The sequence below is a fragment of the Mesorhizobium sp. M7D.F.Ca.US.005.01.1.1 genome, assembly GCF_003952545.1.
Taxonomy (GTDB): Bacteria; Pseudomonadota; Alphaproteobacteria; order Rhizobiales; family Rhizobiaceae; genus Mesorhizobium; species Mesorhizobium loti.
The window spans coordinates 3,667,098-3,691,540 of the sequence record NZ_CP034453.1 but is presented as its reverse complement, the minus strand read 5'-3'; the positions used below and the strand labels follow the sequence as shown (position 1 = coordinate 3,691,540).

The 24,443-nt window shown below is 63.7% G+C and carries 18 protein-coding genes; 9 read left to right on the top strand and 9 right to left on the bottom strand.

The window, feature by feature from the left end:
• Positions 1-368: 368 nt before the first annotated feature.
• The 6 genes from EJ076_RS17625 to hutI form a co-directional block, all read right to left on the bottom strand.
• The gene (locus EJ076_RS17625) at positions 369-8,972 is read right to left on the bottom strand and encodes a glucoamylase family protein (RefSeq protein WP_126068753.1); all 8,604 of its coding nucleotides are present in this window, start codon (positions 8,970-8,972) and stop codon (positions 369-371) included.
• 268 nt (positions 8,973-9,240) lie between these two features.
• Complete coding sequence (locus EJ076_RS17620) at positions 9,241-9,828, bottom strand: HutD family protein (RefSeq protein ID WP_126068752.1); 588 nt, start codon at positions 9,826-9,828, stop codon at positions 9,241-9,243.
• A gap of 12 nt (positions 9,829-9,840) precedes the next feature.
• Positions 9,841-11,511 carry a urocanate hydratase gene (hutU, locus tag EJ076_RS17615; protein WP_126068751.1) on the bottom strand — a complete coding sequence of 557 codons (1,671 nt, stop codon included), beginning with the start codon at positions 11,509-11,511 and terminating at the stop codon, positions 9,841-9,843.
• Positions 11,512-11,538: 27 nt separating this feature from the next.
• Complete coding sequence (gene hutG / locus EJ076_RS17610) at positions 11,539-12,357, bottom strand: N-formylglutamate deformylase (protein ID WP_126068750.1); 819 nt, start codon at positions 12,355-12,357, stop codon at positions 11,539-11,541.
• Positions 12,357-13,898, bottom strand: coding sequence for a histidine ammonia-lyase (gene hutH / locus EJ076_RS17605; RefSeq protein ID WP_126068749.1), 1,542 nt, complete (start codon positions 13,896-13,898; stop codon positions 12,357-12,359). The genes hutG and hutH overlap by 1 nt, the downstream gene beginning before the upstream one ends.
• Entirely contained in the window at positions 13,895-15,130 is a 1,236-nt protein-coding gene (gene hutI / locus EJ076_RS17600) for an imidazolonepropionase (protein ID WP_126068748.1), read from the bottom strand. Before hutI ends, hutH begins: the two co-directional genes overlap by 4 nt.
• A 98-nt stretch (positions 15,131-15,228) precedes the next feature.
• Between hutI and EJ076_RS17595 the strand changes: the two genes are divergently transcribed.
• Positions 15,229-16,581: a formimidoylglutamate deiminase gene (locus EJ076_RS17595; protein WP_126068747.1), complete on the top strand. Its 1,353-nt coding sequence runs from the start codon at positions 15,229-15,231 to the stop codon at positions 16,579-16,581.
• On the top strand, positions 16,578-17,318 hold the full coding sequence (hutC, locus tag EJ076_RS17590; protein WP_126068746.1) for a histidine utilization repressor: 741 nt from the start codon (positions 16,578-16,580) through the stop codon (positions 17,316-17,318). The genes EJ076_RS17595 and hutC overlap by 4 nt, the downstream gene beginning before the upstream one ends.
• 148 nt (positions 17,319-17,466) lie before the next feature.
• Here hutC and EJ076_RS17585 read toward each other — a convergent pair whose 3' ends face one another.
• Entirely contained in the window at positions 17,467-17,811 is a 345-nt protein-coding gene (locus EJ076_RS17585; protein WP_126068745.1) for a RidA family protein, read from the bottom strand.
• A 228-nt stretch (positions 17,812-18,039) separates the two neighbouring features.
• Here EJ076_RS17585 and aztA point away from each other — a divergent pair, with 228 nt between their 5' ends.
• From aztA to EJ076_RS17555, 6 genes are all read left to right on the top strand, one after another.
• Positions 18,040-18,846 carry a zinc ABC transporter ATP-binding protein AztA gene (gene aztA, locus EJ076_RS17580; RefSeq protein ID WP_126068744.1) on the top strand — a complete coding sequence of 269 codons (807 nt, stop codon included), beginning with the start codon at positions 18,040-18,042 and terminating at the stop codon, positions 18,844-18,846.
• Entirely contained in the window at positions 18,846-19,721 is an 876-nt protein-coding gene (gene aztB, locus EJ076_RS17575) for a zinc ABC transporter permease AztB (RefSeq protein ID WP_109672416.1), read from the top strand. Before aztA ends, aztB begins: the two co-directional genes overlap by 1 nt.
• A 28-nt stretch (positions 19,722-19,749) precedes the next feature.
• Positions 19,750-20,691: a zinc ABC transporter substrate-binding protein AztC gene (aztC, locus tag EJ076_RS17570; RefSeq protein ID WP_126068743.1), complete on the top strand. Its 942-nt coding sequence runs from the start codon at positions 19,750-19,752 to the stop codon at positions 20,689-20,691.
• A gap of 95 nt (positions 20,692-20,786) precedes the next feature.
• On the top strand, positions 20,787-21,266 hold the full coding sequence (locus tag EJ076_RS17565) for a YeeE/YedE thiosulfate transporter family protein (RefSeq protein ID WP_342770068.1): 480 nt from the start codon (positions 20,787-20,789) through the stop codon (positions 21,264-21,266).
• A gap of 4 nt (positions 21,267-21,270) precedes the next feature.
• Positions 21,271-21,708 (top strand): DUF6691 family protein, encoded by a 438-nt coding sequence (locus tag EJ076_RS17560; protein ID WP_109672412.1) that lies wholly within the window; start codon positions 21,271-21,273, stop codon positions 21,706-21,708.
• Between the two features lie 68 nt (positions 21,709-21,776).
• The gene (locus tag EJ076_RS17555) at positions 21,777-22,115 is read left to right on the top strand and encodes a TIGR01244 family sulfur transferase (protein ID WP_126068742.1); all 339 of its coding nucleotides are present in this window, start codon (positions 21,777-21,779) and stop codon (positions 22,113-22,115) included.
• 13 nt (positions 22,116-22,128) lie between these two features.
• Here the strand turns inward: EJ076_RS17555 and EJ076_RS17550 are convergent, their stop codons facing one another.
• On the bottom strand, positions 22,129-22,596 hold the full coding sequence (locus tag EJ076_RS17550) for an Lrp/AsnC family transcriptional regulator (protein WP_109672406.1): 468 nt from the start codon (positions 22,594-22,596) through the stop codon (positions 22,129-22,131).
• Positions 22,597-22,734: 138 nt separating this feature from the next.
• On the opposite strand from EJ076_RS17550, the gene hppD reads away from it, so the two are divergent.
• Positions 22,735-23,847, top strand: coding sequence for a 4-hydroxyphenylpyruvate dioxygenase (gene hppD, locus EJ076_RS17545; protein WP_126068741.1), 1,113 nt, complete (start codon positions 22,735-22,737; stop codon positions 23,845-23,847).
• Positions 23,848-23,899: 52 nt separating this feature from the next.
• Here the strand turns inward: hppD and EJ076_RS17540 are convergent, their stop codons facing one another.
• Complete coding sequence (locus EJ076_RS17540) at positions 23,900-24,442, bottom strand: DinB family protein (protein WP_126068740.1); 543 nt, start codon at positions 24,440-24,442, stop codon at positions 23,900-23,902.
• Between the last annotated feature and the right edge of the window lies 1 nt (position 24,443).

Genomic DNA, 24,443 nt, shown 5'->3' with positions numbered 1-24,443 from the left:
ACGGTTTGAGAAGACAGGTAAAATGTCAGGCATGCGGCGAAATCATGGCAGTTGGAGCGTGCTGCCACAATTTTAATCAGCTACAATGTCGGGCGGATGACTAAGACCGAAATCGCCGTCTGCACAGTATAGGTCAAAACTAAGCGGCTTTGCGCGCGCCCAAGAATACGGGACGCCGAGCCTCGCCGCCTGGCGCGAGCCCTGCGATGGGCATCAAGTCTTTGATTTTATAAGCCTCTCAGCCGCATGCCATGCGGGCGGGCCGATGGCAACACGGGCGGCATGCCGCCCTTTCATCCTGTCGTGAGCCGAAAACCGCTGCCTCCCCCGGGCTTGAGCCCGAGGGGAATGCTGTTGGGTAAAGTGCCTCAGGCCGGGATCCTGATGAGGATTTCGGCAACTTCGCCGTCCTTGAGTTCGACTGCCGAAACCTTGGTCTTGGCCCCATTCACCTCCAGCGACACGGCCTTGGCCTTATTGTCGCGGATGACACGAACCCTGAGTTCCGCCCCCAGCATCTTGAGATTTGCCGAATACCCATCCCAGTGACTCGGCAGCTTCGGCTTGAACTGGACACGCTTGCCGCGCCGTTCGATACCCAGAATGCCTTCGACCGCCGCCCTGTAAAGCCAGCCGGCGGAGCCGGTGTACCAGGTCCAGCCGCCACGGCCGCCCTTGCTGTTGCCGGCATTGTCGTCCCCGGCATAGATATCGGCCGCCACGACATAGGGTTCGACACGATAGTGCTCGGCCGACGCCTCGTCGGTCGCATGGTTGACCGGATTCAGCATCGAGAAACAGCGATAGGCCTCGTCGACCTGCCCCATCTCGGCGAGCGCGATGACGAACCATGTGGCGGCATGGGTGTACTGGCCCCCATTCTCGCGCACACCGGGCGGATAGCTCTTGATGTAACCCGGGTCCTTCTCCGTCTTGGAGAAGGGCGGCGTGAACAACTTGACGATGTTGAGCTTGTCGTCGACGAGCAGCTTCGTCGCCTGCTCCATCGCCGTCGTCGACCGTGCCGGATCGCCCTCCCCCGAAAGCACGCTCCAGGACTGGGCAATGGAGTCGATCTTGCACTCCTGCGAGTTGCGAGACCCCAGAGGGGTGCCGTCGTCGAAGCTGCCGCGCCGGTACCATTCGCCATCCCATGCCGTGCTCTCAAGCGCCCGCTTCAAAACATCGGCATGTTTTGCCCAGGCCTGTGCACGCTTGGCATCGCCCTCGGTCTTGGCAACGGGGGCGAAGTCGCCCAGCGTCTTCAGCAGGAACCAGCCAAGCCAGACGCTCTCGCCCTTGCCGTGCTCGCCGACGCGGTTCATGCCGTCGTTCCAGTCGCCGCCGAGGATTAGCGGCAGGCCCGCAGGGCTGCTGCGTTTGATGGCCAGGTCGAGCGCACGCGCGCAATGGTCGTAGAGCGACGCCGTCTTCTTCGAAATCTCCGGGATGAAGAAGGCATCATGTTCGCCCTCGCCCAGCGGCTGCCCGTCGATGAAGGGCAACTGCTCCTTGAGGATGGTGGCGTCACCGGTGACCAGCAGGTAGCGCGCCGTGGCGTGGGCCAGCCAGACCACGTCGTCGGAGATCAGCGTGCGCACGCCGGCGCCCGTGCGTGGCAGCCACCAATGCTGCACGTCGCCTTCGGGGAACTGCCGCCGCGCCGCGTTGAGTATCTGGTCGCGCGCCAGTTGCGGATCATGCGCCAGCAACGCCAGCGTGTCCTGCAACTGGTCGCGGAAGCCGAAGGCACCGCTGGCCTGATAGAAGGCGGAGCGGGCACGGATGCGGCAGGCCAAGCTCTGATAGGGCAGCCAGTGATTGACCATGGCGTCGAGCGCCTTGTCCGGTGTCTCGACCTGGATGGTGTCGAGAAAGCCGCGCCACACGCGCTCATTGTCGGCCAGCCGCTGGTCGAAATCCTTGACCCGATGTTCCTGGACCAGCGCGCTCGCCTCCTCGACGGACTCGGCGTCGCCGAGCAACCAGAGCAGGGTCACGTCGCCGCCGGCCGGAATCTCGATGTCGCGGGCGATCGCCGCGCACGGATCATCGCCGGCCTCGACACGGCCCGATAGCGCAGCACCACTCAGCACCGCCTGCGGCAGCTCGCTGGAGCCATGCCGGCCGAGGAACTCCGAGCGGTCTGATGTCACCGAGTGCACGCCGCCGTCGGCGGCAAGGAAGGCCACCCGTTCGCTGAAATCGAGCCCGTAGGGGTTTTGTGCCAGCAACGCCCCGGTGGCGGCGTCCCTCGACGGGACGATGGTTGCCGCTGTGCGCGACCGATGCCCGCCGAGCACCCATTCGGCATAGGCATAGACACGCAGCCGCGCCGGCACCGAGCCGGAATTCTGGATGCGCAGCCGCGAAATCTTCACCGGATCGACCGGATCGACGACATGGGTGAGGTCCATCGACAACGGCCCGCGCTTCGAGCGGAAGGTCGAGAAACCCTGGCCATGCCAGGCCTCGTAGGTCATCGAGGGATCACGCACCATGGCGGCGAGCGGCGAAAACGCCTTGCCGCTGGCCTGATCGTAGATGTAGAGGCCCTCGCCCGGCCGGTTCGAGACCGGATCATTCGACCATGGCGTCAACTGGTAGTCGCGGCTGTTTCGGCTCCAGGTAAAGGCAGCCCCCTCAGCGGAGGTGTGAAAGCCGAACGAGGCGTTGGAGACGACGTTGATCCACGGCTGCGGCGTGGTGCGCCGGCCAGCCAGGCGCACGACATAGTGCCGCCCGTCGCCATCGAAACCGCCAAACCCGTTCCACTGGCTGAGCCCGCTGCCATCGGCGCTGACATTCGCCACCGCCTGCGAGGCAGATGCATGCGTCGTGGGCGTAAGCGATGGTAATTCACGCAGAACCGGCAGTGCGGCCGGCAGCAGGGCGTCGCGTGCCTGCAGGGCGGCCGCCTCGGCCCGCTCGATCTGATCGAAGATGGTGCCGTTGCGCGTGTGCAGGACCACCCGGGCGACGGCGAGCAGCGTCTTGTAGGTCGTCTCGTCCATCAGGTCGCGGCGCACCGCGAAAATGTGCTGGCGAGGTCCGAGCTCCTTGCCGCGCAAACGGCTGTTTTCGCACAGAGTCTCGACCGCCCGCTGCAGGTCCTGAACATAGGAGGACGCCTGCTCGTTGACGACGACGAAGTCGATCATCATGCCGCGGGTGCGCATATACTCCTGGAAACGCAGCGCCTGGGCGACGATTTCGAGATCGGCAACGTCGCCGATCCTGACCAGGAAGATCGGGAAATCGCCGGAAATGCTGGTCGGCCACAGGCTCGACTGCTTGCCCAGCCCCGAGGCGATGGATTCGGCGGGAAGACGCAGGAACGGATCCGGATAGATCAGGTAGCGCGCCAGCTTCTGCACATTGGCGGCATCGGTCAGGCTGAGGCCCATATGGCGGGTCTGCACCTGGCTGCGCGTCCAAGCGAGCATGGCCTGGCGGGCAAAGCTCTCCGGGTGGTCTAGCCGGGCGATTGCCTCGTCCAGCTCAGTGCGGCCGGTGCCGACGACGGTCCAGAAGGTCAGCGATATCTTCTTGTTGGCCGGCACGCGCACCTGACGGCGCAGCGAGGCGACGGGATCGAGCGTGAAGCCCGAATGGCCGCCAAGCCTGGCGCCCGGATCGAAGGCGGCCGCGTCGACAATGGTACGGCCACGGCCTATGAAGGCGCGCCTGTCGGTCTCGGCCTCGGCATCGCGCGCCGATCCGGACGGATCGGTGACGAAATGCACCATGGCGATATCCGGCTCGCTGGTCTCGCGCTTGCGCCGCGTGGCGAAGATCGCCGCGTTATTCGATGCAATCTCGGTTTCCACGAACATCTTCGAGAAGGCCGGATGCGCGTTGTCGGACGCTTCCAGGCCGAGTACCAGCTCGGCGAAGGAGGTCACTTCAATGTGACGGTCGGACGGACCATCATTATAGAGCGTGACCCGACGGCCCTCGCCATTGCCTTCCGAGATGACGATGCATTCGACCTCGGAGCGCAACGTGCCCACCGATTTGACGAAGCTCGCCTTGTCGTCGGAGAACAAAGTCTGCGCCTTTTCCTCGGCCGCACGCTTCGGCTCAGCCGTCGCCGACCACCAGTCGCCGGTGCCGGCGTCACGCAGGAAGATGTAGGAGCCGAGCCGGTCCTCGGTCGGATCCGGCTGCCAGCGGGTGACGGAGAGATCGCCCCAGCGGCTGTAGCCCGAGCCGGTCGCGGTGACCATCACCGAATAGCGGCCGTTCGACATGACGCTGGTCGACCGCAGCGACTGCAGTGGGTTGAGCACGATGCGGGTGTCGGGGCTGTCGACTTCGGTCTCGTCCTTGGCGCGTTCGTCGGCCTCTGTCCTGACGGTCGCGGTCGGGATATCGCGCGGCGCCCTCTCCTGCAGCAAAAGTTCGGCCGATTCGATGACCGGATCGCTGTGGAAACGGTCGCGCATACGGCCTTCGAAGATGGCGTCGGCAACCGCCACGATCGACATGCCCGAATGGTGGGCCATGTAGTTCTGCACGACGACATGGTCCGAGCCTTCCGGCACGCGCTGCGGCGTGAAGTCGACGGCGTCATAGTATCCGTGGCGGCCAAGCGCGCCGATCTCCCGCAATCGGGCGAGGTTCTGCACGGCTTCGCGCGGGTTGAACTGGGCCGCCAATATGGTGGCGTAAGGCGCGATCACCGTGTTCTGGCCAAGGCCGCGCTTCAGCCCCAGGCCGGGAACGCCGAAATTGGTGTACTGGTAGGTCAGTTCACGGTCGCGGGCGTTGTAGGCCGCTTCCGAAATGCCCCACGGCACGTTCTTCTGGCGGCCGTACTGGATCTGGCGCTTGATGATCAGCTTGCTGGTCTGGTTGAGAATCGAGCCCTGCGGCTCCTTCATCACCAGCGGCGGCATCAAATATTCGAACATCGAGCCGGACCAGGACATCAGCGCGCCCTGGAACCCGATCTCGACGATCGGCCGGCCCAGCCGGAACCAGTGCTCGGTCGGCAGGTCACCCTTGGCGATGGCGAACAGGCTGGTCAGCCGCGCCTCGGAAGCCAAAAGGTCGTAGCAGCTTTCATCGAGCTGGTGTTCCTCGACCCGGTAACCGATGGACAGCAGCTTGCGCTCCGGCCGCATCAGGAAGGAGAAATCCATTTCGAAGGCGAAGCGACGCGTGCGCTCGCGCAAGGTGAGCAGCTTGGCACGCAGCGCTTCGACGGCATTGTCGTCGCTGTGCGCGTCATGAACGTGCGCTTCGCAGGTGGCTTCGAGCCTTGCCGCCCAGTCGACGATGACGTCGCTCTGCGGCGACGCCGCCTCGGTGTGGATGGCTGTGGCAAGCTTGCGGATCTCGCCGGCCAGCACGGCCAGATTGATGGTGCGGATCGACGCCATTTCCGGCTGCGCCTTGATGGTGTCGACCGCGCGCCGCATGCCGTCGAGACGGTCGGCGAGGCGCTGGCGCAGGGGTCTCAGCTGGCGGCGGTCGTCGGGCAGCTCATCAAGGCTTTCGCCGAGAATGGTGACGGTGTCGAGAATGCCTTCGAAATCACCCTGGAGATGGACGGAGGGCGCTTCGGCCCATTCGGCGCAAGCTGCCGCCACCGCCACCAGATGGCCGGCGAGATTGCCGCTGTCGACAGCCGAGATGTAGAGCGGATAGAGCGGCTTCAGCGTCGTCGTATCATACCAGTTGAAGAGGTGGCCGCGATCACGCGGCATGCCCTCGATCGTCGTCATGGTGGCGTCGATGCGGGTGATGGCGTCGGACAGGCTGATCCAGCCGAAGTCGCGGGCAGAGACGACGGACAGCAGATAGACGCCGATATTGGTCGGCGAGGTGCGAGGTGCGACGACCGGCGCCGGGCTTTCCTGGAAATTGTCCGGCGGCAGATGGTGATGCTCTGACGTCACGAAGCTTTCGAAATAGTGCCATGTGCGCCGTGCCACCGTGCGCAACGTATGGATATCAGCCTGCGATATGCGCAAGCGGTCCTCGGTTTCAGCCGAACGGCTGATCCAGCTGGCGATGGCGGGCGAGCCAATCCAGAACAGGGCGAAAAAGAAGGCAACGAAGGCGCCGGTCGAATCGGCCAGCACCGGAATGGCAAGGCCGACGAAGCCGATGATCACGGCGCCATACATCATGCCGTAATACGATCCGATATCGTTGTCGCCCGCCTTGTGCGCCTGCGAGGCGGTGCGCCATTCCAAAAGGTTCTGGCGACTGACGAACAGTCGGTAGAGCGTGCGGACGATGGCGTCGCCCATCATCCAGGCGTTGTGCGCCATCAGCACGATCTTCAGCGCCACCATGGCGGTGCCGAAGGCGACATCGCGCGCCAGGGCCGAGAAATGGCCGCGCGGCGTCTGGTCGCCGCTCTTGGGCAGGATGGCGTTGACGATGTCGAATGTCGGCGCCATGAACAGGCTGAGGATCAGCAGGGCCTGCCATTGCGCGGCCTGCGTGAAGGGCAGCAGCGTCCAGCCGGCGATCGCCGCCATCACCCAGAAGATCGGCGTGAGCGAGCGGCGTAGATTGTCGATCATCTTCCAGCGCGACAGGGCTGGCACGCCGGAGCGCGGATCGAGCATGAAGCCGAGCAGCTGCCAGTCGCCGCGCGCCCAGCGGTGGTGGCGCGAGGCGTCGACCGAGTAGCGGGTCGGATAATCCTCGACCAGTTCGACGTCGGTGACCAGCGCCGAGCGCGCCAGCGCGCCTTCCAGCAGATCGTGGCTGAGGATGGTGTTTTCCTCGATGCGGCCCTGCAGCGCCGCCTCGAAGGCGTCGACGTGATAGAGGCCCTTGCCGGTGAAAGAACCGTCGCCGAAGACGTCCTGATAGAGATCGGACACGGCAAAGACATAGGGGTCGAGGCCGCGATTGGCCGAAAAGACCCGCTGGAAAAACGACGCATCGTCGCCGCTGGTCAGCGACGCGGTGATGCGCGGCTGCAGGATCGCATAGCCGGCGGTGACAACGCGCTTGCTGGCATCGAAATGCGGGCGGTTGAGCGGGTGGCAAAGCTTGCCGACGAGGGTCGCGACAGCGTCGCGGGTGGTGCGCGTGTCGGCGTCGAGCGTCATCACATGGACGACGTTCTCCGGCAGCGGCACGTCGAGCGGCAGGAACGTGGTGTCGCTGTCGCCGCGCAGCAGAAGGTCGAGTTCGTGCAGTTTGCCGCGCTTGCGCTCCCAGCCCATCCAGGACCCTTGAGCCGCATTGAACAGCCGGCGCCGGTGCAGGATGTAGAAACGAGGCGCGCCTTCGGAGGGATAGCGGGCGTTGAGACGGGCGATCTCGGCGCGGGCGAATTCGAGGATTTCGGTATCCGCCGCATCGATCTCGGTCTTGCTGTCGGGCCAGTCCGACAACAGCGCGAAATGGATTTCATCGGCGGTGTTGGCGAGATGATGCACCTCGATGTTGCGGATGTTTTCCTCGACATCGTCGCGCGAGCCGATCAGCGACGGCACCACAACAAGCGTGCGCGCCTCGGGCGGTACGCCGTGCCTGTAATCGTAGCCGACAAGGCGCGTCGGTTTGAGGAACAGCGAAACGACAGTGTTGAAGAAGGCGAGCGCGCCCTCGCTGGCCGGCACGGCGAACAGCGCCAGCATCAGGACGATCGACGGCACCGACAGGCCGAGATTGGCGAGTGCGTTGCCGGAGAGGACGAGAAGCAGGGCCGTCAGCGCAAACACCGGTACGACGATGCCAAGCCACCCGGTCTTGCGGAAGGCGCGCTTGACCGTCTGGCTGATGGTCTGCCGGTAGCCGATCGCCTTCTCCAGCTCCAGCCGGCGTGGGCCGACAAGAAAGAAACCGACATCGGTGTGGGCGGATAAGATCGGACCCGCATCGCTTTCACCATCGCCTAGCATGGTCTCGCTGGCGGCATGGCCGGCCAACTCAATGGCCTTTTCGGCGACGCGATATTCCGAAAGATCCGAGCGGCGCGCGAGTTCCTCGATCGCGGTCCGGTACTGGTCCCGCGAGAAGAAGTCGAGCGCGGCGAAATCGGTGCGCTCGCGCAGCACGGTGTCGATGCGGCTGACGCCTTCGAACCACACGGTCCAGTCGACGTCGTTGATGAGGCGCAGGCCGCGGATAATGTTGCCCGTCGTCACATTGCCGCTGGACAGGGTGTGGTGTTCGGAAATGATGATTTCCTCGGCATCGGAGCCGGTCTTTTCGAGTTCGCCTTCCAGCCATTCCAGGGCCTTGCCGGCATTCTGCGATCCATCGCGCAAGCGATAGAGCAGTTGGGTGGCAAAGGTGGTGTCCTGCGCGTGGGCGCTGAAGTTGGACAGGATCGCCTGCCGGTCGGCGCTGTCGTCGGTCGCCAGAACCTTGTCCGCCACATCATTGGCGATCTGGCGCATCTGACGGGTGCGATTGACCCTGACCGCCAGCCGGCGGAGATTCTCGATCAGGACGAAGCGCAACAGCGAAGGCAGCGCCCAAAGTTCGCCGATCTTCAGCGGCTCGACCGACTGGAAGCCCTGAACGATGGCCTTGAACATCGTCGCCGACACGGAACTGTCCGAATGCGCCACATAGGTCCATGCCAGCGCCAGCGCGCGCGGCACGCTGCCATTGTCAGGCAGTTTCAAGGTCGGCAGCTGGCGATAGAAGCGGCGCGGCAGGTCGCGCTTGACCTGGAAAATGGTCTCTTCGACCAGATAGTTGTTGTCGAGCAGCCATTGTGCCGCCGGCGTGATCGTCTCGCCTCTCGCCTGCGCCGCATTGGTTGACCGGTAGACTTCCAGGATCTTCTTGGCGCTGTCGCGGACACGCGCCTGAAAATCGAAGGGCGTCAGGCCGAACAGATCGGTGAGGTCGCCTTTTGCCAGGCTTTCACCGAGCAGCCGAAGGCGCTCTTCGGGCAGGTAATTGGAGCGGATCGGCTCTTCGGTGATGGCCGGGAAGCTCGCGCTTGTCTTCTCGATTTGGGCAGGGTTCGTCTGAATATTCATTGAAAATTCCGTAAGCGGGCAGTCAGCGGCGTCACCGCCACGGCAATGGCCCTAAAACCGATTCAAATGCAATTGGTTGCATAAACCCCATTTGCCGAAAGTTTGTTTCCGCACCACGACAGGGCGTCATCCCTCAGCGAAAAACAACGACGAGCGCCCCTCCTCCCGTCGAGATCGATCGACGGGGAGGATTCGGGCTTTTTCGTGATGCCCGCCGTCAGCTTACGCTATAATTCGCCGGCATCGCGATCATGTTTGGAAACAAGCGTTAATCGTTGCCGGAGATGCCGCCGATCCGGATCACGAACAGCGTTGTCTCATGGGCGGGCTGGACAAGCAGGCTGGCGCTGTCCGGCTCGGGCAGCAGCGTGTCGAGCGGCCCGAGGCGAACCGGTTCGGCGGCGGGCACGATGACTTCGCCGTTCAAGCACAGGATAAGGGTTGTGCCGGCTTCAGTCCGGATTTCCACGGGAGCCGAAATCACCAGGCGTTCGACCGAATGCGTCATCCGGCTTCGGCGGGTCATGACATTGAGATCGGTGATCGGCCCGCCAATCAGCGCGGCCGAGGTCTGCACGTCGGCCGGAAAGGAAAACGGGGCGGTCGCCCTGTTTATGGATGTCGGCGGGTAGCCGGCAATCTCGAGGACAATGCCCTCGCCTTCGAGCACGGCAAGGGTGCGATCGATGCCGGCAAACTGCGAGAACGGACCGCTCGATTCGACACGCGCCATCGAGACGCGCCAGCCGAAGTCGTCGAGCCCGGCACCGGTGGGCGAGACGGCGATTTCCGTCGTCACGCCGCCGCCGTTCTTCCACGGCATCGACCGGTATTCGGCTGCCCGCAGGATGCGCATGAGATCAGTCCGTTACCCGAGAATGCCAGGCAGGTTGAGTTGGTGCTCCTTGGCGCATTCGATGGCGATGTCGTAGCCGGCATCGGCGTGGCGCATGACACCGGTCGCCGGGTCGTTCCACAACACCCGTTCCAGGCGCCTGGCGGCGTCGCGCGTGCCGTCGGCGACGATGACCATGCCGGCGTGCTGGGAAAAGCCCATGCCGACGCCGCCGCCATGGTGCAGCGACACCCAGGTGGCGCCAGACGCCGTATTGAGCAGTGCGTTGAGCAGCGGCCAGTCGGACACGGCGTCCGAGCCGTCCTTCATCGATTCCGTTTCGCGGTTCGGCGAGGCGACCGAGCCGGAATCGAGGTGATCGCGGCCGATGACGACCGGCGCCTTCAGCTCGCCCTTGGCCACCATCTCGTTGAAGGCGAGGCCCAGCCGATGCCGGTCGCCGAGGCCGACCCAGCAGATGCGCGCCGGCAGCCCCTGGAAAGCAATGCGCTCACGCGCCATATCGAGCCAGTTGTGAAGATGGGTGTTGCCGGGCGTCAACTCGCGCACCTTGGCATCGGTCTTGTAGATATCCTCGGGATCGCCCGACAAGGCTGCCCAGCGGAACGGGCCGATGCCGCGGCAAAACAGCGGACGGATGTAGGCCGGCACGAAGCCGGGGAAGGCGAAGGCGTTCTCGAAGCCCTCCTCCTTGGCCACCTGGCGGATGTTGTTGCCATAGTCGAGCGTCGGCACGCCGGCGTTCCAGAACGCCACCATCGCCTCGACATGCTCGCGCATGGACGCGCGTGCCGCCTTTTCGACTGCCTTCGGGTCACTGACGCGCTTCTCGCGCCATTCGGCCATCGTCCAGCCCTTCGGCAGATAGCCGTTGATGGGATCGTGCGCCGAGGTCTGGTCGGTGACCATATCGGGGCGAATGCCACGCCTGAACATTTCCGGCACGATCTCGGCCGTATTGCCGAGCAGTCCGACCGACTTCGCCTCGCCGGCCTTGGTCCAGCGCTCGATCTTTTCCAGCGCCTCGTCGAGCGTGTCGGCGCGCTCGTCGACGTAGCGGGTGCGCAGGCGGAAATCGATCGAGTCCGGGTTGCATTCGATCGCCAGGCAACAGGCGCCGGCCATGACGGCGGCCAGCGGCTGGGCGCCGCCCATGCCGCCGAGCCCGCCGGTCAGGATCCATTTTCCCTTGAGATTGCCGCCATAATGCTGGCGTCCGGCCTCGACGAAGGTCTCGTAGGTGCCCTGCACGATGCCTTGCGTGCCGATGTAGATCCACGAGCCGGCCGTCATCTGGCCGTACATCATCAGGCCTTTCTTATCGAGCTCGTTGAATTTTTCCCAGGTCGCCCAGTGCGGCACCAAATTGGAATTGGCGATCAGCACGCGCGGTGCGTCGGGATGGGTGCGGAAGACGCCGACCGGCTTGCCCGACTGCACCAGCAAAGTCTCGTCATCGGCCAGTGTCCTCAACGAGGCGACGATTTGGTCGAAATCGTTCCAGGTCCGCGCCGCCCGGCCGATGCCGCCATAGACGACCAGCTCGTTGGGGTTTTCGGCGACGTCCGGGTCGAGATTGTTCATCAGCATGCGCAGCGGCGCTTCCGTCAGCCAGGAGCGGGCGCTGATTTCGGTGCCACGCGGGCTGCGGACTTCACGGATGTTGTGGCGAGGATTATTCATGGCGTCACTCCATAAAAGGATCTGATGTCAGACGCGCGCCCAGGATGTCGCGGTCTCGAGGATTTTCCGCAGCGTGGCGCGGATCGGTGCTGCAAACTCGGCATCGTAAGGCACCGGCCAGTTGTCCGGCATGCCCTTACCTTCCGGCTCGCGCATGTAGCCACGGTTGGACAGCTCCATCTGCAGCGCATGCACGCCATCTTGAGGTTGTCCGAAATGGCGCGTGATCCAGCCGCCCTTGAAACGGCCATTGACGACAGAGGTCTCGCTGGTCTCGGCGATGATCTGATCGACCATCGCCTGCAAGGTCGGATCGGCGCTCTTGCCGTCATTGGTGCCGAGATTGAACACCGGCAGTGTGCCTTCAAACAGGCGCGGCAGCACCGAGCGGATCGAATGGCAGTCATAGAGAACGATCTTCTCGTGCAGCCCGCGCAAGCGGCCGATTTCGGCCTGCAAGGCGGCATGGTAGGGCACGAAGAATTTTTCGCGCCGCTCATCAACCTCTGAAGGTCCCGGCTCCTCGCCTTCGCGGTAGAGCGGATCCCCGTCGAAGGTTTCTGTCGGGCAGAGGCCGGTCGTCGCCTGGCCGGGATAGAGCGATGCGCCGGATGGATCACGGTTGACGTCGATGACGGTGCGAGAGATCGCGGTGTGCACGACAGTTGCACCGAGGTCGGTCACGAAATCGTAGAGCATGTCGATCCACCAGTCGCAGTCGCGGCGGCCGAGCCAGGGCGACACCAGCCGGTTCTCGAGGCCAGCGAGATCGATTCCGGTGTGCGGGATCGACACCAGCAACGGGGCGGTGCCGGGCGTGACGGTGAGCCAGGGCGTGCTTGCCATCATGCCGCTCCGGAAATCGACGGCAGCGCTATCGCGCCGGCTGCCTTGATGGTCGCGCCGCTGCGCACCATGGCGATCGCCTTTTCCATATCGGGGTGGAAATGCCGGTCATTGTCGAGATGCGACACCTCGGCCCGGACCAGCTTGCGCACGGCCTCGAGCGCCGCGCTCGACGCCAGCGGCGCATGGAAGTCGCAGCCTTGCGCCGCGGCCAGCAGTTCGATGCCGATCACCGCGGTGGCGTTCTCAACCATGCCGATCAGCCGGCGCGCACCGTGCGCCGCCATCGAAACGTGATCTTCCTGGTTGGCCGAGGTGGGGATGGAATCGACGCTGGCCGGATAGGCTTTCTGCTTGTTTTCGGAGACGAGCGCCGCCGCAGTCACCTGCGGGATCATGAAGCCGGAGTTCAGACCGGGCTTCGGCGTCAAAAAGGCCGGCATCCCCGACAATGCCGGGTCGACCAGCATGGCGATGCGGCGTTCCGACAACGAGCCGATCTCGCAGACGGCGAGCGCGATCATGTCGGCGGCGAAGGCCACCGGCTCGGCGTGGAAATTGCCGCCGGACAGTGCGGTGTCATCCTCGGCGAAGATCAGCGGATTGTCGGTGACGCCATTGGCCTCGGTGCCCAGCGTGTCGGCCGCCTGGCGCAGCACGGTGAGTGCCGCGCCCATGACCTGTGGCTGGCAGCGCAAGCAATACGGATCCTGCACACGCTCGTCGCCAACCCGGTGCGATTCACGGATGGCGCTGCCGGCCATCAGATTGCGCAGCGCGTCCGCCGTCTCGATCTGGCCGCGATGCTTTCTCAAGGCATGAATGCGCGGATCGAAGGGTGCATCGGAGCCTTTTGCGGCGTCGGTCGACAAGGCGCCGGCGACCAGCGCCGACTGGTAGAGCACTTCGGCCTCGAACAAAGCGGCCAGCGCATAGGCCGTCGAAAACTGCGTGCCATTGAGCAGCGCCAGGCCTTCCTTGGCGCCCAATGTCACCGGCTCCAGCCCATGCGAGACAAAGGCGACCTTGGCCGGGAAGCGACCATGCGGGGTGAAGCATTCGCCGACGCCGATCATCACCGCCGTCATGTGCGACAGCGGGGCAAGGTCACCGGAGGCGCCGACCGAGCCTTGCGCCGGCACCACCGGGATGACGTCGTTGGCCAGCATCGCTTCGAGCAACTCGATGGTTTGCGGCCGCACGCCGGAGGCGCCCTGCGCCAGGCTGGCGAGCTTCAGCGCCATCATCAGCCGGCAAACGGCTGATGGCATCGGCTCGCCGACGCCGGCGGCGTGCGACAGCACGATGTTGCGCTGCAAGGTCTCCAGGTCTTCGGCCGGAATGCGGACGCTCGCCAGTTTGCCGAAGCCAGTGTTGATGCCATAGACCGGCTCGCCCTTGGCAACGATCCTGGCGACGGCCTCGGCGCTCGCCTTGATTTTCGGTCGGCAGGCATCGTCGAGCTTCAGTGCGGCGCCACGATAGATCGCGCGCCAGTCGGCCAGCGTCGCATTGCCGGGCTTCAGGGTCAGTTCGGTCATTGTCCTCTCCAGATGCGGGCATGCAGCGGGTTGAAGCCCATGCGGTAGACGAGTTCGGCGGGGCGCTCGATGTCCCAGATCGCCAGGTCGGCGGATTTTCCGACCTCAAGCGTGCCGGTTTCACCCAGCAGACCAAGCGCACGGGCCGCCTCGCGGGTGACGCCGGCAAGGCATTCGTCGACGGTCAGGCCGAACAGAGTCGCGGCCATGTTCATGGTCAGAAGCAGCGAGGTCAGCGGCGAGGTGCCGGGATTGTTGTCGGTGGCGACAGCCATCTTGACGCCGTGCTGGCGAAACAGGCCGATCGGCGGCTTCTTTGTTTCGCGAATGAAATAGTAGGCGCCGGGCAGGATCGTCGCCACGGTTCCGGCCTTGGCCATCGCCGCAGCACCCGCCTCATCGGTGTATTCGAGATGGTCGGCCGACAGCGCGCCATAGCGGGCGGCAAGTTCGGCGCCATGCAGGTTGGACAGCTGGTCGGCATGAAGCTTGACCGGCAGGCCGGCGGCCTTGGCGGCATCGAAGACGCACGCCATCTGGTCCGGCGAAAAGGCGATGCCCTCGCAAAACCCGTCGACGGCATCGGCCAGCCCCTCGGCGGCAACCGCCGGGAGAATTTCCTTGGCGACCAGATCGATGAAAGCGTCCTTGTCGCCCCTGGCTTCCGGCGGCAGCGCGTGGGCGCCGAGGAAAGTCGTGCGGATCGTCACAGGCCGCTTTTCACCCAATTGGCGGGCCGCACGCAGCGACTTCTTTTCGTTTTCGAGATCGAGGCCGTAGCCCGATTTGATTTCGACCGTGGTAGCACCCTCGGCGATCAGCGCATCGAGGCGCGGCAGCGATTGGGTGACCAGATCGTCTTCGCTGGCGGCGCGCAAGGATTTGACCGAAGAGACAATGCCGCCGCCGGCCCTGGCGACTTCTTCATAGCTGGCGCCGGCCAGCCGCATCTCGAATTCGTTGGCGCGGTTGCCGGCATGGACCAGATGGGTGTGGCAGTCGATCAGGCCGGGCGTGATCCAGCGGCCCTCGCAATCGACCGTCTCAGCGCCCTGGGCAAGTGTTGAGGGCAGCTCCGCTTCGGGACCGGCGTACACTATGCGGCCATCCCGCGCAGCGATCGCGCCCTGTTCGACGATGCCAAGTCCCGCAGAACTTTCGGCCATGGTCGCCAGGCGCGCATTGCGCCACAGACGAAGACCCCCTGCCCGGCTTTTGCTCTCTGCGGCCATCATCTTTTCCGTTTCAATCGATAGTGATTATGTATATACATATTGAAAAGCGCTGCAAGTGCCATCATCGCATGAGAGACAGAGAACCGGAGAGAAAAGTGACTGATATCTTCGCGGAGCAGGCACTCCTTCCCAATGGCTGGCACGACAATGTGCGGCTCACCTTGGCCGAGGGACGCATTTCAGCCGTTCAGCCTGGCGCCGCAGCGGCAGCCGGCGACGAACGCCACGCGATCCTGTTGCCCGGCATGCCCAACCTGCATAGTCACGCCTTCCAGCGCGGCATGGCCGGCCTTGCCGAGCTTCGCGGCCCCTCCGCCGACAGTTTCTGGAGCTGGCGCGAGGTGATGTACCGTTTCGCCCTGTCGATGACGCCCGATCAGGTCGAGGCGGTTGCAGCGCAGATCTATGTCGAGATGCTGGAGGCCGGTTTTTCACGCGTCGGCGAATTTCACTATCTGCATCACGACCGCGATGGAAAACCCTACGCCAACCTCGCCGAGATGGCCGAGCGCATTGCGGCCGCGGCCGGCGAAACGGGCATCGGCCTGACGCTGCTGCCGGTGTTTTACGCACATTCGTCTTTCAGCGGTGCCGCGCCAAACGAAGGCCAGCGGCGATTCATCAACGATGTGAATCGGTTCTCGCGGCTTGTTGAGAAAAGCCGGGAATGCGTTCGCACTTTGAATCAAGCGGTTGTCGGCGTTGCCCCGCACAGTTTGCGCGCGGCGACACCGGAAGAACTGATTGAGGTGGCCGAGATGGTGCCGGATGGGCCTATCCACATCCACATTGCCGAGCAGGTGAAGGAAGTCGAGGATTGCCTTGCCTGGTCGGGCGCGCGGCCGGTCGAATTTCTGCTTGGCCATGCCAAAGTCGACAAGCGCTGGTGCCTGATCCACGCCACTCACATGACCGATGCGGAAACGATCGCCATGGCCAAAAGCGGGGCCATCGCCGGTCTTTGCCCGATCACCGAGGCCAATCTCGGCGACGGCACTTTTGCAGCGCCGCTGTTCAGAGAACATGGCGGCCGCTTTGGCGTCGGCTCCGATTCCAACGTGCTGATCGGCCTGCCCGACGAGTTGCGCCAGCTCGAATATTCCCAGCGCCTCGCCCACCGCGCCCGCAATGTGCTGGCGGTCGCGGGCGGCTCGACCGGCCGCGCGCTGTTCGACGCCGCACTCGACGGCGGCAGCGTCGCCCTTGGCGCCGGCGCCTCCGCAATCGCAGCCGGCGCATCCGCCGATCTCGTCTCGCTCGACGCCAACAATCCCTCGCTGGCCGGCAAGACCGGTGACGCAATCCTCGACGCCTGGATCTTCGCCAATGGCAGCAAGGTCGATTGCGTCTGGGTGCATGGCCAGAAACAGGTCAGCGGCGGCAGGCATGTCAAGCGCGAGGCCATCACCGAGCGGTTTCGCAGCGTTATGATGGCGCTTTCGGCATGAGCATTGTCGAGACTGCGGATGCTGAAGGTAGCGTCTCGCTGCACCAGCGCATCCTGTCCGACATCAGTGAACGCATCATGTCCGGTGCCTGGGCGCCTGGTCACCGCATTCCGTTCGAGCACGAGCTGAGCACGCAATACAATTGCTCGCGCATGACGGTGAACAAGGCGCTGTCGCAGCTTGCCAAGGCTGGGCTGATCGAGCGGCGCCGCCGCTCAGGCAGTTTTGTGCGCCGGCCGCAGTCGCAAGCGGCGGTGCTGGAAATCCACGATATCCGCATCGAGGTCGAAGCGCTCGGCCTACCCTACCGCTACGAGCGCGTCGCGCGACACAAAAGGCGTAGCAGCGCCGAGGATCGCGCCCTGCTGGAGCTGGGCGCGGCCGGGCCAGTGCTGGCGCTGGAGTGCGGGCATTTCGCCGGCGAGCGTTCGTTCGCGCATGAACAGCGGCTGATCAATCTCACCGCCGTGCCCGAGGCAGCAGACGAGGAATTCGTGGCCATAGCACCAGGACCATGGCTGATTGGCCGCGTGCCGTGGAGCGAAGCCGAGCACCGGATTCGCGCTGTCGCCGCCGACAGGCATATCGCGGCCGCGCTCGATATCGAAGCCGGCGCGCCGTGCCTCGTGGTCGAGCGACGGACATGGAGCGCCGATCACCCGGTCACCCATGTGCGCTTTACCTACCCGGCCGAGAGCCACACGCTGGTGGCAAGGTTCAGGCCGTCGCAGGGGTGAGGCGTGTCCAGCCGCAGGCTGGCGAAAAGCCAACGATTTGGCTTTTCGAACGCCTAACGCCCGGAGCCATAGCGGAGGGCAGCGGCGCCAACCCCCACCCGGACCTTCGGTCCGACCTCCCCACAAGGGGGAGGTAGAAAACCGCCGATCAAATCGCAGCCGTAATAATAACCTCGACCAGATATTCCGGGGTGGCGAGCTTTGCTTCGCCGGTGGCGCGGGCCGGCGTGTTGCCTTGCGGCACCCACTTGTCCCACTCCGCGTTCATCTCGGCAAAGGTGCTCATGTCGGCCAGCCAGATGATCGCCTGCAGGATCTTGGTCTTGTCGGAGCCGGCCTTGGCCAGCAGTTCGTCGACAGCCGCCAGGATATCCCTGGTCTGCGAAGCGACGTTGCCGGTCGGCTGACCGACCTGACCGGCCAGATAGACGGTATCTCCGTGAATGACGATCTGGCTCATGCGCGGGCCAACATCGATGCGACGAATGCTCATTGGATGGTTCCTTCCTGTGGCGGTTGCGCCTCTTTAGAGTTGCCGCCAGCTTCGGGCAAGGTCGCCAAGTCGAATCCCCTTGGGCCAAGGGCATATGATATCCCCACACGGCAAGTTGACCCGCCAGCCGCAATTCCGCCGGATTGGCTTGTTGACTAATGTAATAACATCACATATCCAATCGGCCGCTGCCCGCAGCCGGATTTCGCCGCCCTCACGGATCGCAGAATGACAAACACCTGCCTGACATTCCGCGACCTGACGCTTGGCTACGGCAGCCACCCTGCAATCCATCATCTCGACGGCACCATCCGCAAGGGCTCGCTGACGGCCGTCGTCGGCGCCAACGGCTCCGGCAAATCGACGCTGATGAAAGGTATTGTCGGCGTCCTGAAGCCGATGGCCGGCGAGGTTATCCGCGCGCCCGGCGTTCGCGCCGCCTATCTGCCGCAGCAGTCCGAGCTCGACCGCAGCTTTCCGGCGCGGGTAGTGGATCTGGTTTCGCTCGGCCTGTGGCCACGGCGCGGCCTGCTTGGCCGCTACAGCAAGCAAGATCGCGATGATGTCAGCAAAGCGCTGATGGCGGTCGGCCTCGGCGGCTTCGAGAAGCGGCCGATCGACACGCTTTCGGGCGGCCAGTTGCAGCGTACGCTGTTTGCGCGTGTCCTCCTGCAGGACGCCGACCTCATCCTGCTCGACGAACCCTTCAACGCCGTCGACGCCAAGACGGTCGGCGACCTTATTGCCCTGATCAAGCACTGGCACGGCGAGGAACGCACCATCATGGTGGTCGTCCACGATCTGGACCTGGTGCGACAGAATTTCCCCGAAACACTGTTGCTTGCCCGCCAGCCGATTGCCTGGGGCGAAACCAGGGAAACGCTGAAGCCTGAAAACCTGTTGCGCGCCCGCCGTTTCCACGAAGCCTGGGAAGAGAATGCGCCCTGGTGCGAGCCAGGCGAGCACGCTGATGGTCACGATCACGACCATCATGGCCATGATCATCACCATGGCGTCGGACCGAGGGCTGCCTGATGGATACGCTTTACGGTCTTTTCATCGCACCCTTCGCCGATTTCGGCTTCATGCAGCGAGCCCTGATCGGTTCGCTGATGCTGTCGCTCGGCGCCTGCCCGATCGGCGTCTTCCTGATGCTGCGGCGGATGAGCCTGTCGGGCGACGCCATGGCGCATGCCATCCTGCCCGGTGCCGCCGCCGGCTTCCTGTTCTATGGGCTGGAAATCCTGCCGATGACCATCGGCGGCCTGATCGCCGGCGTCATCGTCGCGCTCGGCGCCGGCGCCGTCTCGCGCTTCACGATCCAGCGTGAGGACGCCTCGATGGCCGCGTTTTATCTGATTTCGCTCGCCATCGGCGTGCTGATGGTGTCGATCCGGGGCTCCAGCGTCGATCTCATGCATGTGCTGTTCGGCACCGTGCTGGCGCTTAACGATGAAGCCTTGACGCTGATCGGCGGCATCGTCGCGGTGACACTGGTCAGCCTTGCCATCTTCTGGCGAGCGCTGGTCGCTGAATGCCTCGACCCGCTGTTCCTGCGCTCGGTCAGCCGGCTCGGCAGTCCGGTGCATTTCATCTTCCTCGGCCTCGTCGTGCTCAACCTCGTCGGCGGCTTCCAGGCACTAGGCACGCTTCTGTCGGTAGGACTGATGATGCTGCCAGCCGCCGCCGCCCGCTTCTGGACCGTACGCGTCGAGCCGATGTGCGTGCTGGCCGTGCTGATAGGCTTTGCCTCCTGCGTCGCCGGGCTTCTGTTGTCCTATCATGCGTCGCTGCCGTCCGGCCCGGCGATCATCCTGTCGGCCGGCGTCGTCTATTTCGCCTCGATCCTGTTTGGCACGCGCGGCATTCTGCGCGCGCGCATCATCCACCACCGTCACAGAACGGCCTGATCCCCCGCCCCTAAAAGGAGACCCGCCTATGCTGAAATCGATCCATGCCGCCTTGGCGATGAGCGTTATAACATTAACTGCCTTTGGCGGATCGTCGGCCTTCGCTGCACCGCTGAAAGTGGTCGCCAGCTTCACCGTCATTGCCGATTTCGCCAAAAATGTCGGCGGCGACCGCATCGATGTCACCACCATCGTCGGGCCGGATGGCGATGCCCATGTCTACGAGCCGAGCCCGGCCGATGCGGTAGCAATGGCCAAGGCCGACATCGTGCTGGTCAACGGCCTGCATTTCGAAGGTTTCCTGCAGCGACTGGTCGACGCCAGCGCCACCAAGGCCTCGATCATCACCTTGACCAAGGGGGTGACGCCAATCGATTTCAAGCCTGAATTCGCCGATGCCGACGCAGCCGAAGGTGCCGGCACCGGCGGCGGCAAGACGGTCACCGATCCGCACGCCTTCCAGTCGATCGCCAATGCCAGGATCTACGTGAAGAACATCGCCGAGGCCTTCTGCGCGGCCGATTCGGACGGCTGCGTCAGGTACCAGACCAACGCCGCCGCCTACACCAAGAAGCTCGACGCGGTCGAAGGTGAAGTGAAAGCGGCGATCGCCTCGATCCCGGAGAGCAAGCGCGTCGTCATCACCTCGCATGACGCCTTCGGCTATTTCGAACACGCATACGGCCTGACCTTCCTCGCCCCGCAAGGCATCTCGACCGACTCCGAACCGTCCGCCGCCGACGTCGCCAAGCTGGTTACCCAGGTGAAACAGGACAAGGCCGCGGCGATCTTCGTCGAGAACATCACCAATCCGCGCCTGATCGAGCAGATCGCCAGCGAGACCGGGATCAAGGTGGGCGGCACGCTCTATTCGGACGCGCTGTCGCAGCCCGACGGCCCGGCTGCTACCTATATCGACATGATGCACAACAATATCCGTCAGATCAAAGGCGCCATTCTCGGTAGTTGATCGAAGCTCTTCTCGGAAAGGCGGAGCCAGTCTCCGCCTTCCGTTTCCGCTCTGGGCCTGAGTTGGATTCTTCGCCGGAAATGTCTATCTGCGCTATGGTGTCAAGCCGCGCGAAGACGCGGATCGACCGCAGCTCGAAAGCCGGCATTGCCATGACAAACTTCACGCCTCTCCAATCGCTGCTTGGCGGCGCTCTCATCGGCCTGTCGGCGGTGCTCTTGATGGCCTTGCATGGCCGGATTGCCGGGATGACCGGCATCCTCACCGGGGTCATCCCGCCGCTTTCTCCCGAATGGCGCTGGCGGGCCGCCTTTCTCGCCGGCGCGGTGGCGGCGCCGCTTCTCTATCAGGCTGCTGGCGGACACATCGCCCTCAGCGTGCCTATGCCAACGCTGGCACTTGTCGGCGGCGGCTTCCTGGTCGGCATCGGCGTGCATTTCGGTGGCGGCTGCCCGAGCGGACATGGCATTTGCGGCATAGCGCGGCTGTCGCCACGCTCGATGGTCGCCGTCGCGACCTTCATGGTCGCCGCCTTCGCCACCGTCTTCATCATCCGCCACGTGATCGGAGGCTGAACCCGTGAACAAGCTCGTCTCCGCATTTCTGATCGGTGGGGTCTTTGGTCTCGGCATCGCCATTTCCGGCATGATCAATCCGGCAAAGGTGCTGAATTTCTTCGATATTGCCGGCACATGGGATCCAAGCCTGATCTTCGTCATGGCGGGCGGCCTTGCGGTCGCCTTCGTCGGCTATCGCATCGTATTCGGTCGGCGCAAGACGCCGGTGTTCGAAACCTCCTTCGCGCTGCCGACAAAGCGGGTCATTGACACGGAGCTGGTTGGCGGCGCCGCCGTCTTCGGCATCGGCTGGGGCATTGCCGGCTTCTGTCCCGGCGGAGCCATCCCTGCCCTTGGCCTTGGCTATTCGGCGACAGCGATCTTCGTTGCGGCGGTGATTGCCGGCATCGTCGTGGCGCGTTTCGCCAGGGCAAGGCTCGCTCAACCGGCCGCGGCATAGGATTCGAGTTGCCGGCCACGTCAGGGAGTGGCAAGACTCCCGCCAAATCAGATTGCGAGGACACTGCCATGGAATACCGCGAAATCAGCGAGGACTATTCGGTCTCGGGCCAGATCCAGCCGGAAGACGTCGCCGCCATCAAGGAAGCCGGCTTCAAGAGCATCATCTGCAACCGGCCCGATGACGAACAACCGGGCCAGCCTTCCGCCGACACCGTCAAGGCAGCGGTCGAAGCCGCGGGCCTCGCCTTCCGCTACATCCCCGTTATCAGCGGCCAGATCACGGCCGAGAATGTCGACGATCAGGCCGAGGCGCTGGATGAGCTTGACGGCCCGGTCTTTGCCTACTGCCGCTCGGGCGCACGCTGCACGAATCTGTATGGGTTGATCCAGCAGTCGAAGGGTTAGATCGGCCCAAGATTTAGATCGGCAGCGCGCCGGTTTCCTTGAGCGTCTCCAGCACGATCGCCGTTTTCACGTGCTGCACGGATTCGTGTGGTAAGAGCACGCCGTTGACGAATTCCGACAGCGACTTCAGGTCGGGCGTCACCACTTTCAGGATGTAATCCATCTCACCGGTCAGCGCGTGCGCTTCCTGCACCTCCGGCAGCCGTGCCACCAGTTCGCCGAAGCGCCGTGCGTTGTCGCGGTTGTGGGTGGCGAGCGTGACCGAGATGACGTTGACCAGGGAAAAACCGAGCTTGTCGCGGTCGAGCACGGCACGATAGCCCTTGATGAAGCCGTCCTCTTCCAGCCGCTGGCGGCGGCGCGAGCATTGCGACGCCGACAGGTTCACCCGCTCCGAAAGATCGTTGTTGGTCAACCGCGCATCACTCTGCAACAGCGCCATTATCTTGCGATCAAACTGATCAATACGCGTCTCATCCATGGTTTTGTCTCACATCATGCACACTTCACGCACGACATCATCATTTCAAGCGTTTGAATGCAAGCACCATGCACTCCATCAGCGCTATGATGGCGTCAGATGGCCTTTTCAGGCCAAACCAGCTTTCGGAGGAATATCATGGGTCCCTTCCCGCACGACGCCCCGCCCGCGACGATCAGCAAGGACAACCCGGCGGGCACCGATGGTTTCGAGTTCGTCGAATTCGCGCATCCGGAGCCGCAGAAGCTGGCCGAACTGTTCACCCGCATGGGCTATGTCGCGGTGGCGAAGCACCGCACGAAGGACATCACCATCTGGCGCCAGGGCGACATCAACTATGTCGTCAATGCCGAGCCCGGCTCGCATGCGATGAAATTCGTCGACAAGCACGGGCCTTGTGCTGCCTCGATGGCCTGGCGGGTGGTCGATGCCAAACACGCTTTCGATCATGCCGTTGCCAAGGGCGCCACGCCTTACGAAGGCGCCGACAAGGCGCTCGACGTGCCGGCAATCGTCGGCATTGGCGGCTCGCTGCTCTATTTCATCGAGACCTATGGCAAGAAGGGCTCGGCCTATGATGCCGAGTTCGAGTGGCTGGGCGCTCGTGACCCACGGCCGGAAGGCGTCGGCTTCTATTATCTCGATCACCTGACCCACAATGTCTATCGGGGCCAGATGGACAAATGGTGGGATTTCTACCGCAATCTGTTCGGCTTCAAGCAGATCCATTTCTTCGACATCGACGGCAAGATCACCGGCCTGGTCAGCCGCGCCATCACCTCGCCCTGCGGCAAGATCCGCATTCCGCTGAACGAGTCCAAGGACGAGACCAGCCAGATCGCCGAGTATCTGAAGAAGTACAATGGCGAAGGCATCCAGCACATCGCTGTCGGCACCGACGAGATCTATGCCGCCACCGACAGACTCGCCGAGAACGGGCTGAAGTTCATGCCCGGCCCGCCGGAGACCTATTACGACATGTCGTACGACCGGGTGAACGGCCATGACGAACCGATCGAGCGGATGAAGAAGCACGGCATCCTCATCGACGGCGAAGGCGTGGTCGATGGCGGCATGACCAAGATCCTGCTGCAGATCTTTTCGAAAACCGTGATCGGCCCGATCTTCTTCGAATTCATCCAGCGCAAGGGCGACGAGGGTTTTGGTGAAGGCAATTTCCGCGCACTGTTCGAATCGATCGAGCAGGACCAGATCAAGCGCGGGGTGATCAAGGTTCAGGCGGCCGAATAGCGTTCAGGTCGGGCGGATTGCGCATGACCCTGCTTTTGGGTCATGAGCGAGTTCAGATCTTGAGCCCCAACCGCTCGACCTCTTTCTCCCTCAGCTTCGCATCATAATCGAGCAGGAACTCGTCGAGTTGCGGCGGCTTGACCGAAGTGCCGGACAGCATTGCGTGCACCTGGCCGCGATGATGGATGTCGTGCAGGAAGACGTGGGCGAGGATATCGCCGATGCGCTCGGGGATCATGCCGTCCTCGCGCCGGTCGGTGATAACCTGCTGATCGAGATCAGCCTCCGACAGCCTATCGCAAAAGGCAATCAGCCGCCGGTCGGCTGCGACCTGGGCGGAAAACAACGCTCGCGGCTCGTCGAACGACACGAAGTCGTCATGGGCCGCAGCACCGAGACCACCCTCTTCGAGAAAATCGAGATAGAGAAGATCTACCGCAAGGATGTGGTTGAGCGTTGCCTTGATCGACGGAAAGAAACTGGTGCGTTCGGCCTCGAACTCACCCGGCTGGAGCGACAGTACCGCGCGGTAGAGCCGGTCGTTCGACCAGAGATTGTTGCAGGCCATGCGGCGCAGGTGATCCAGCAGGTTCATG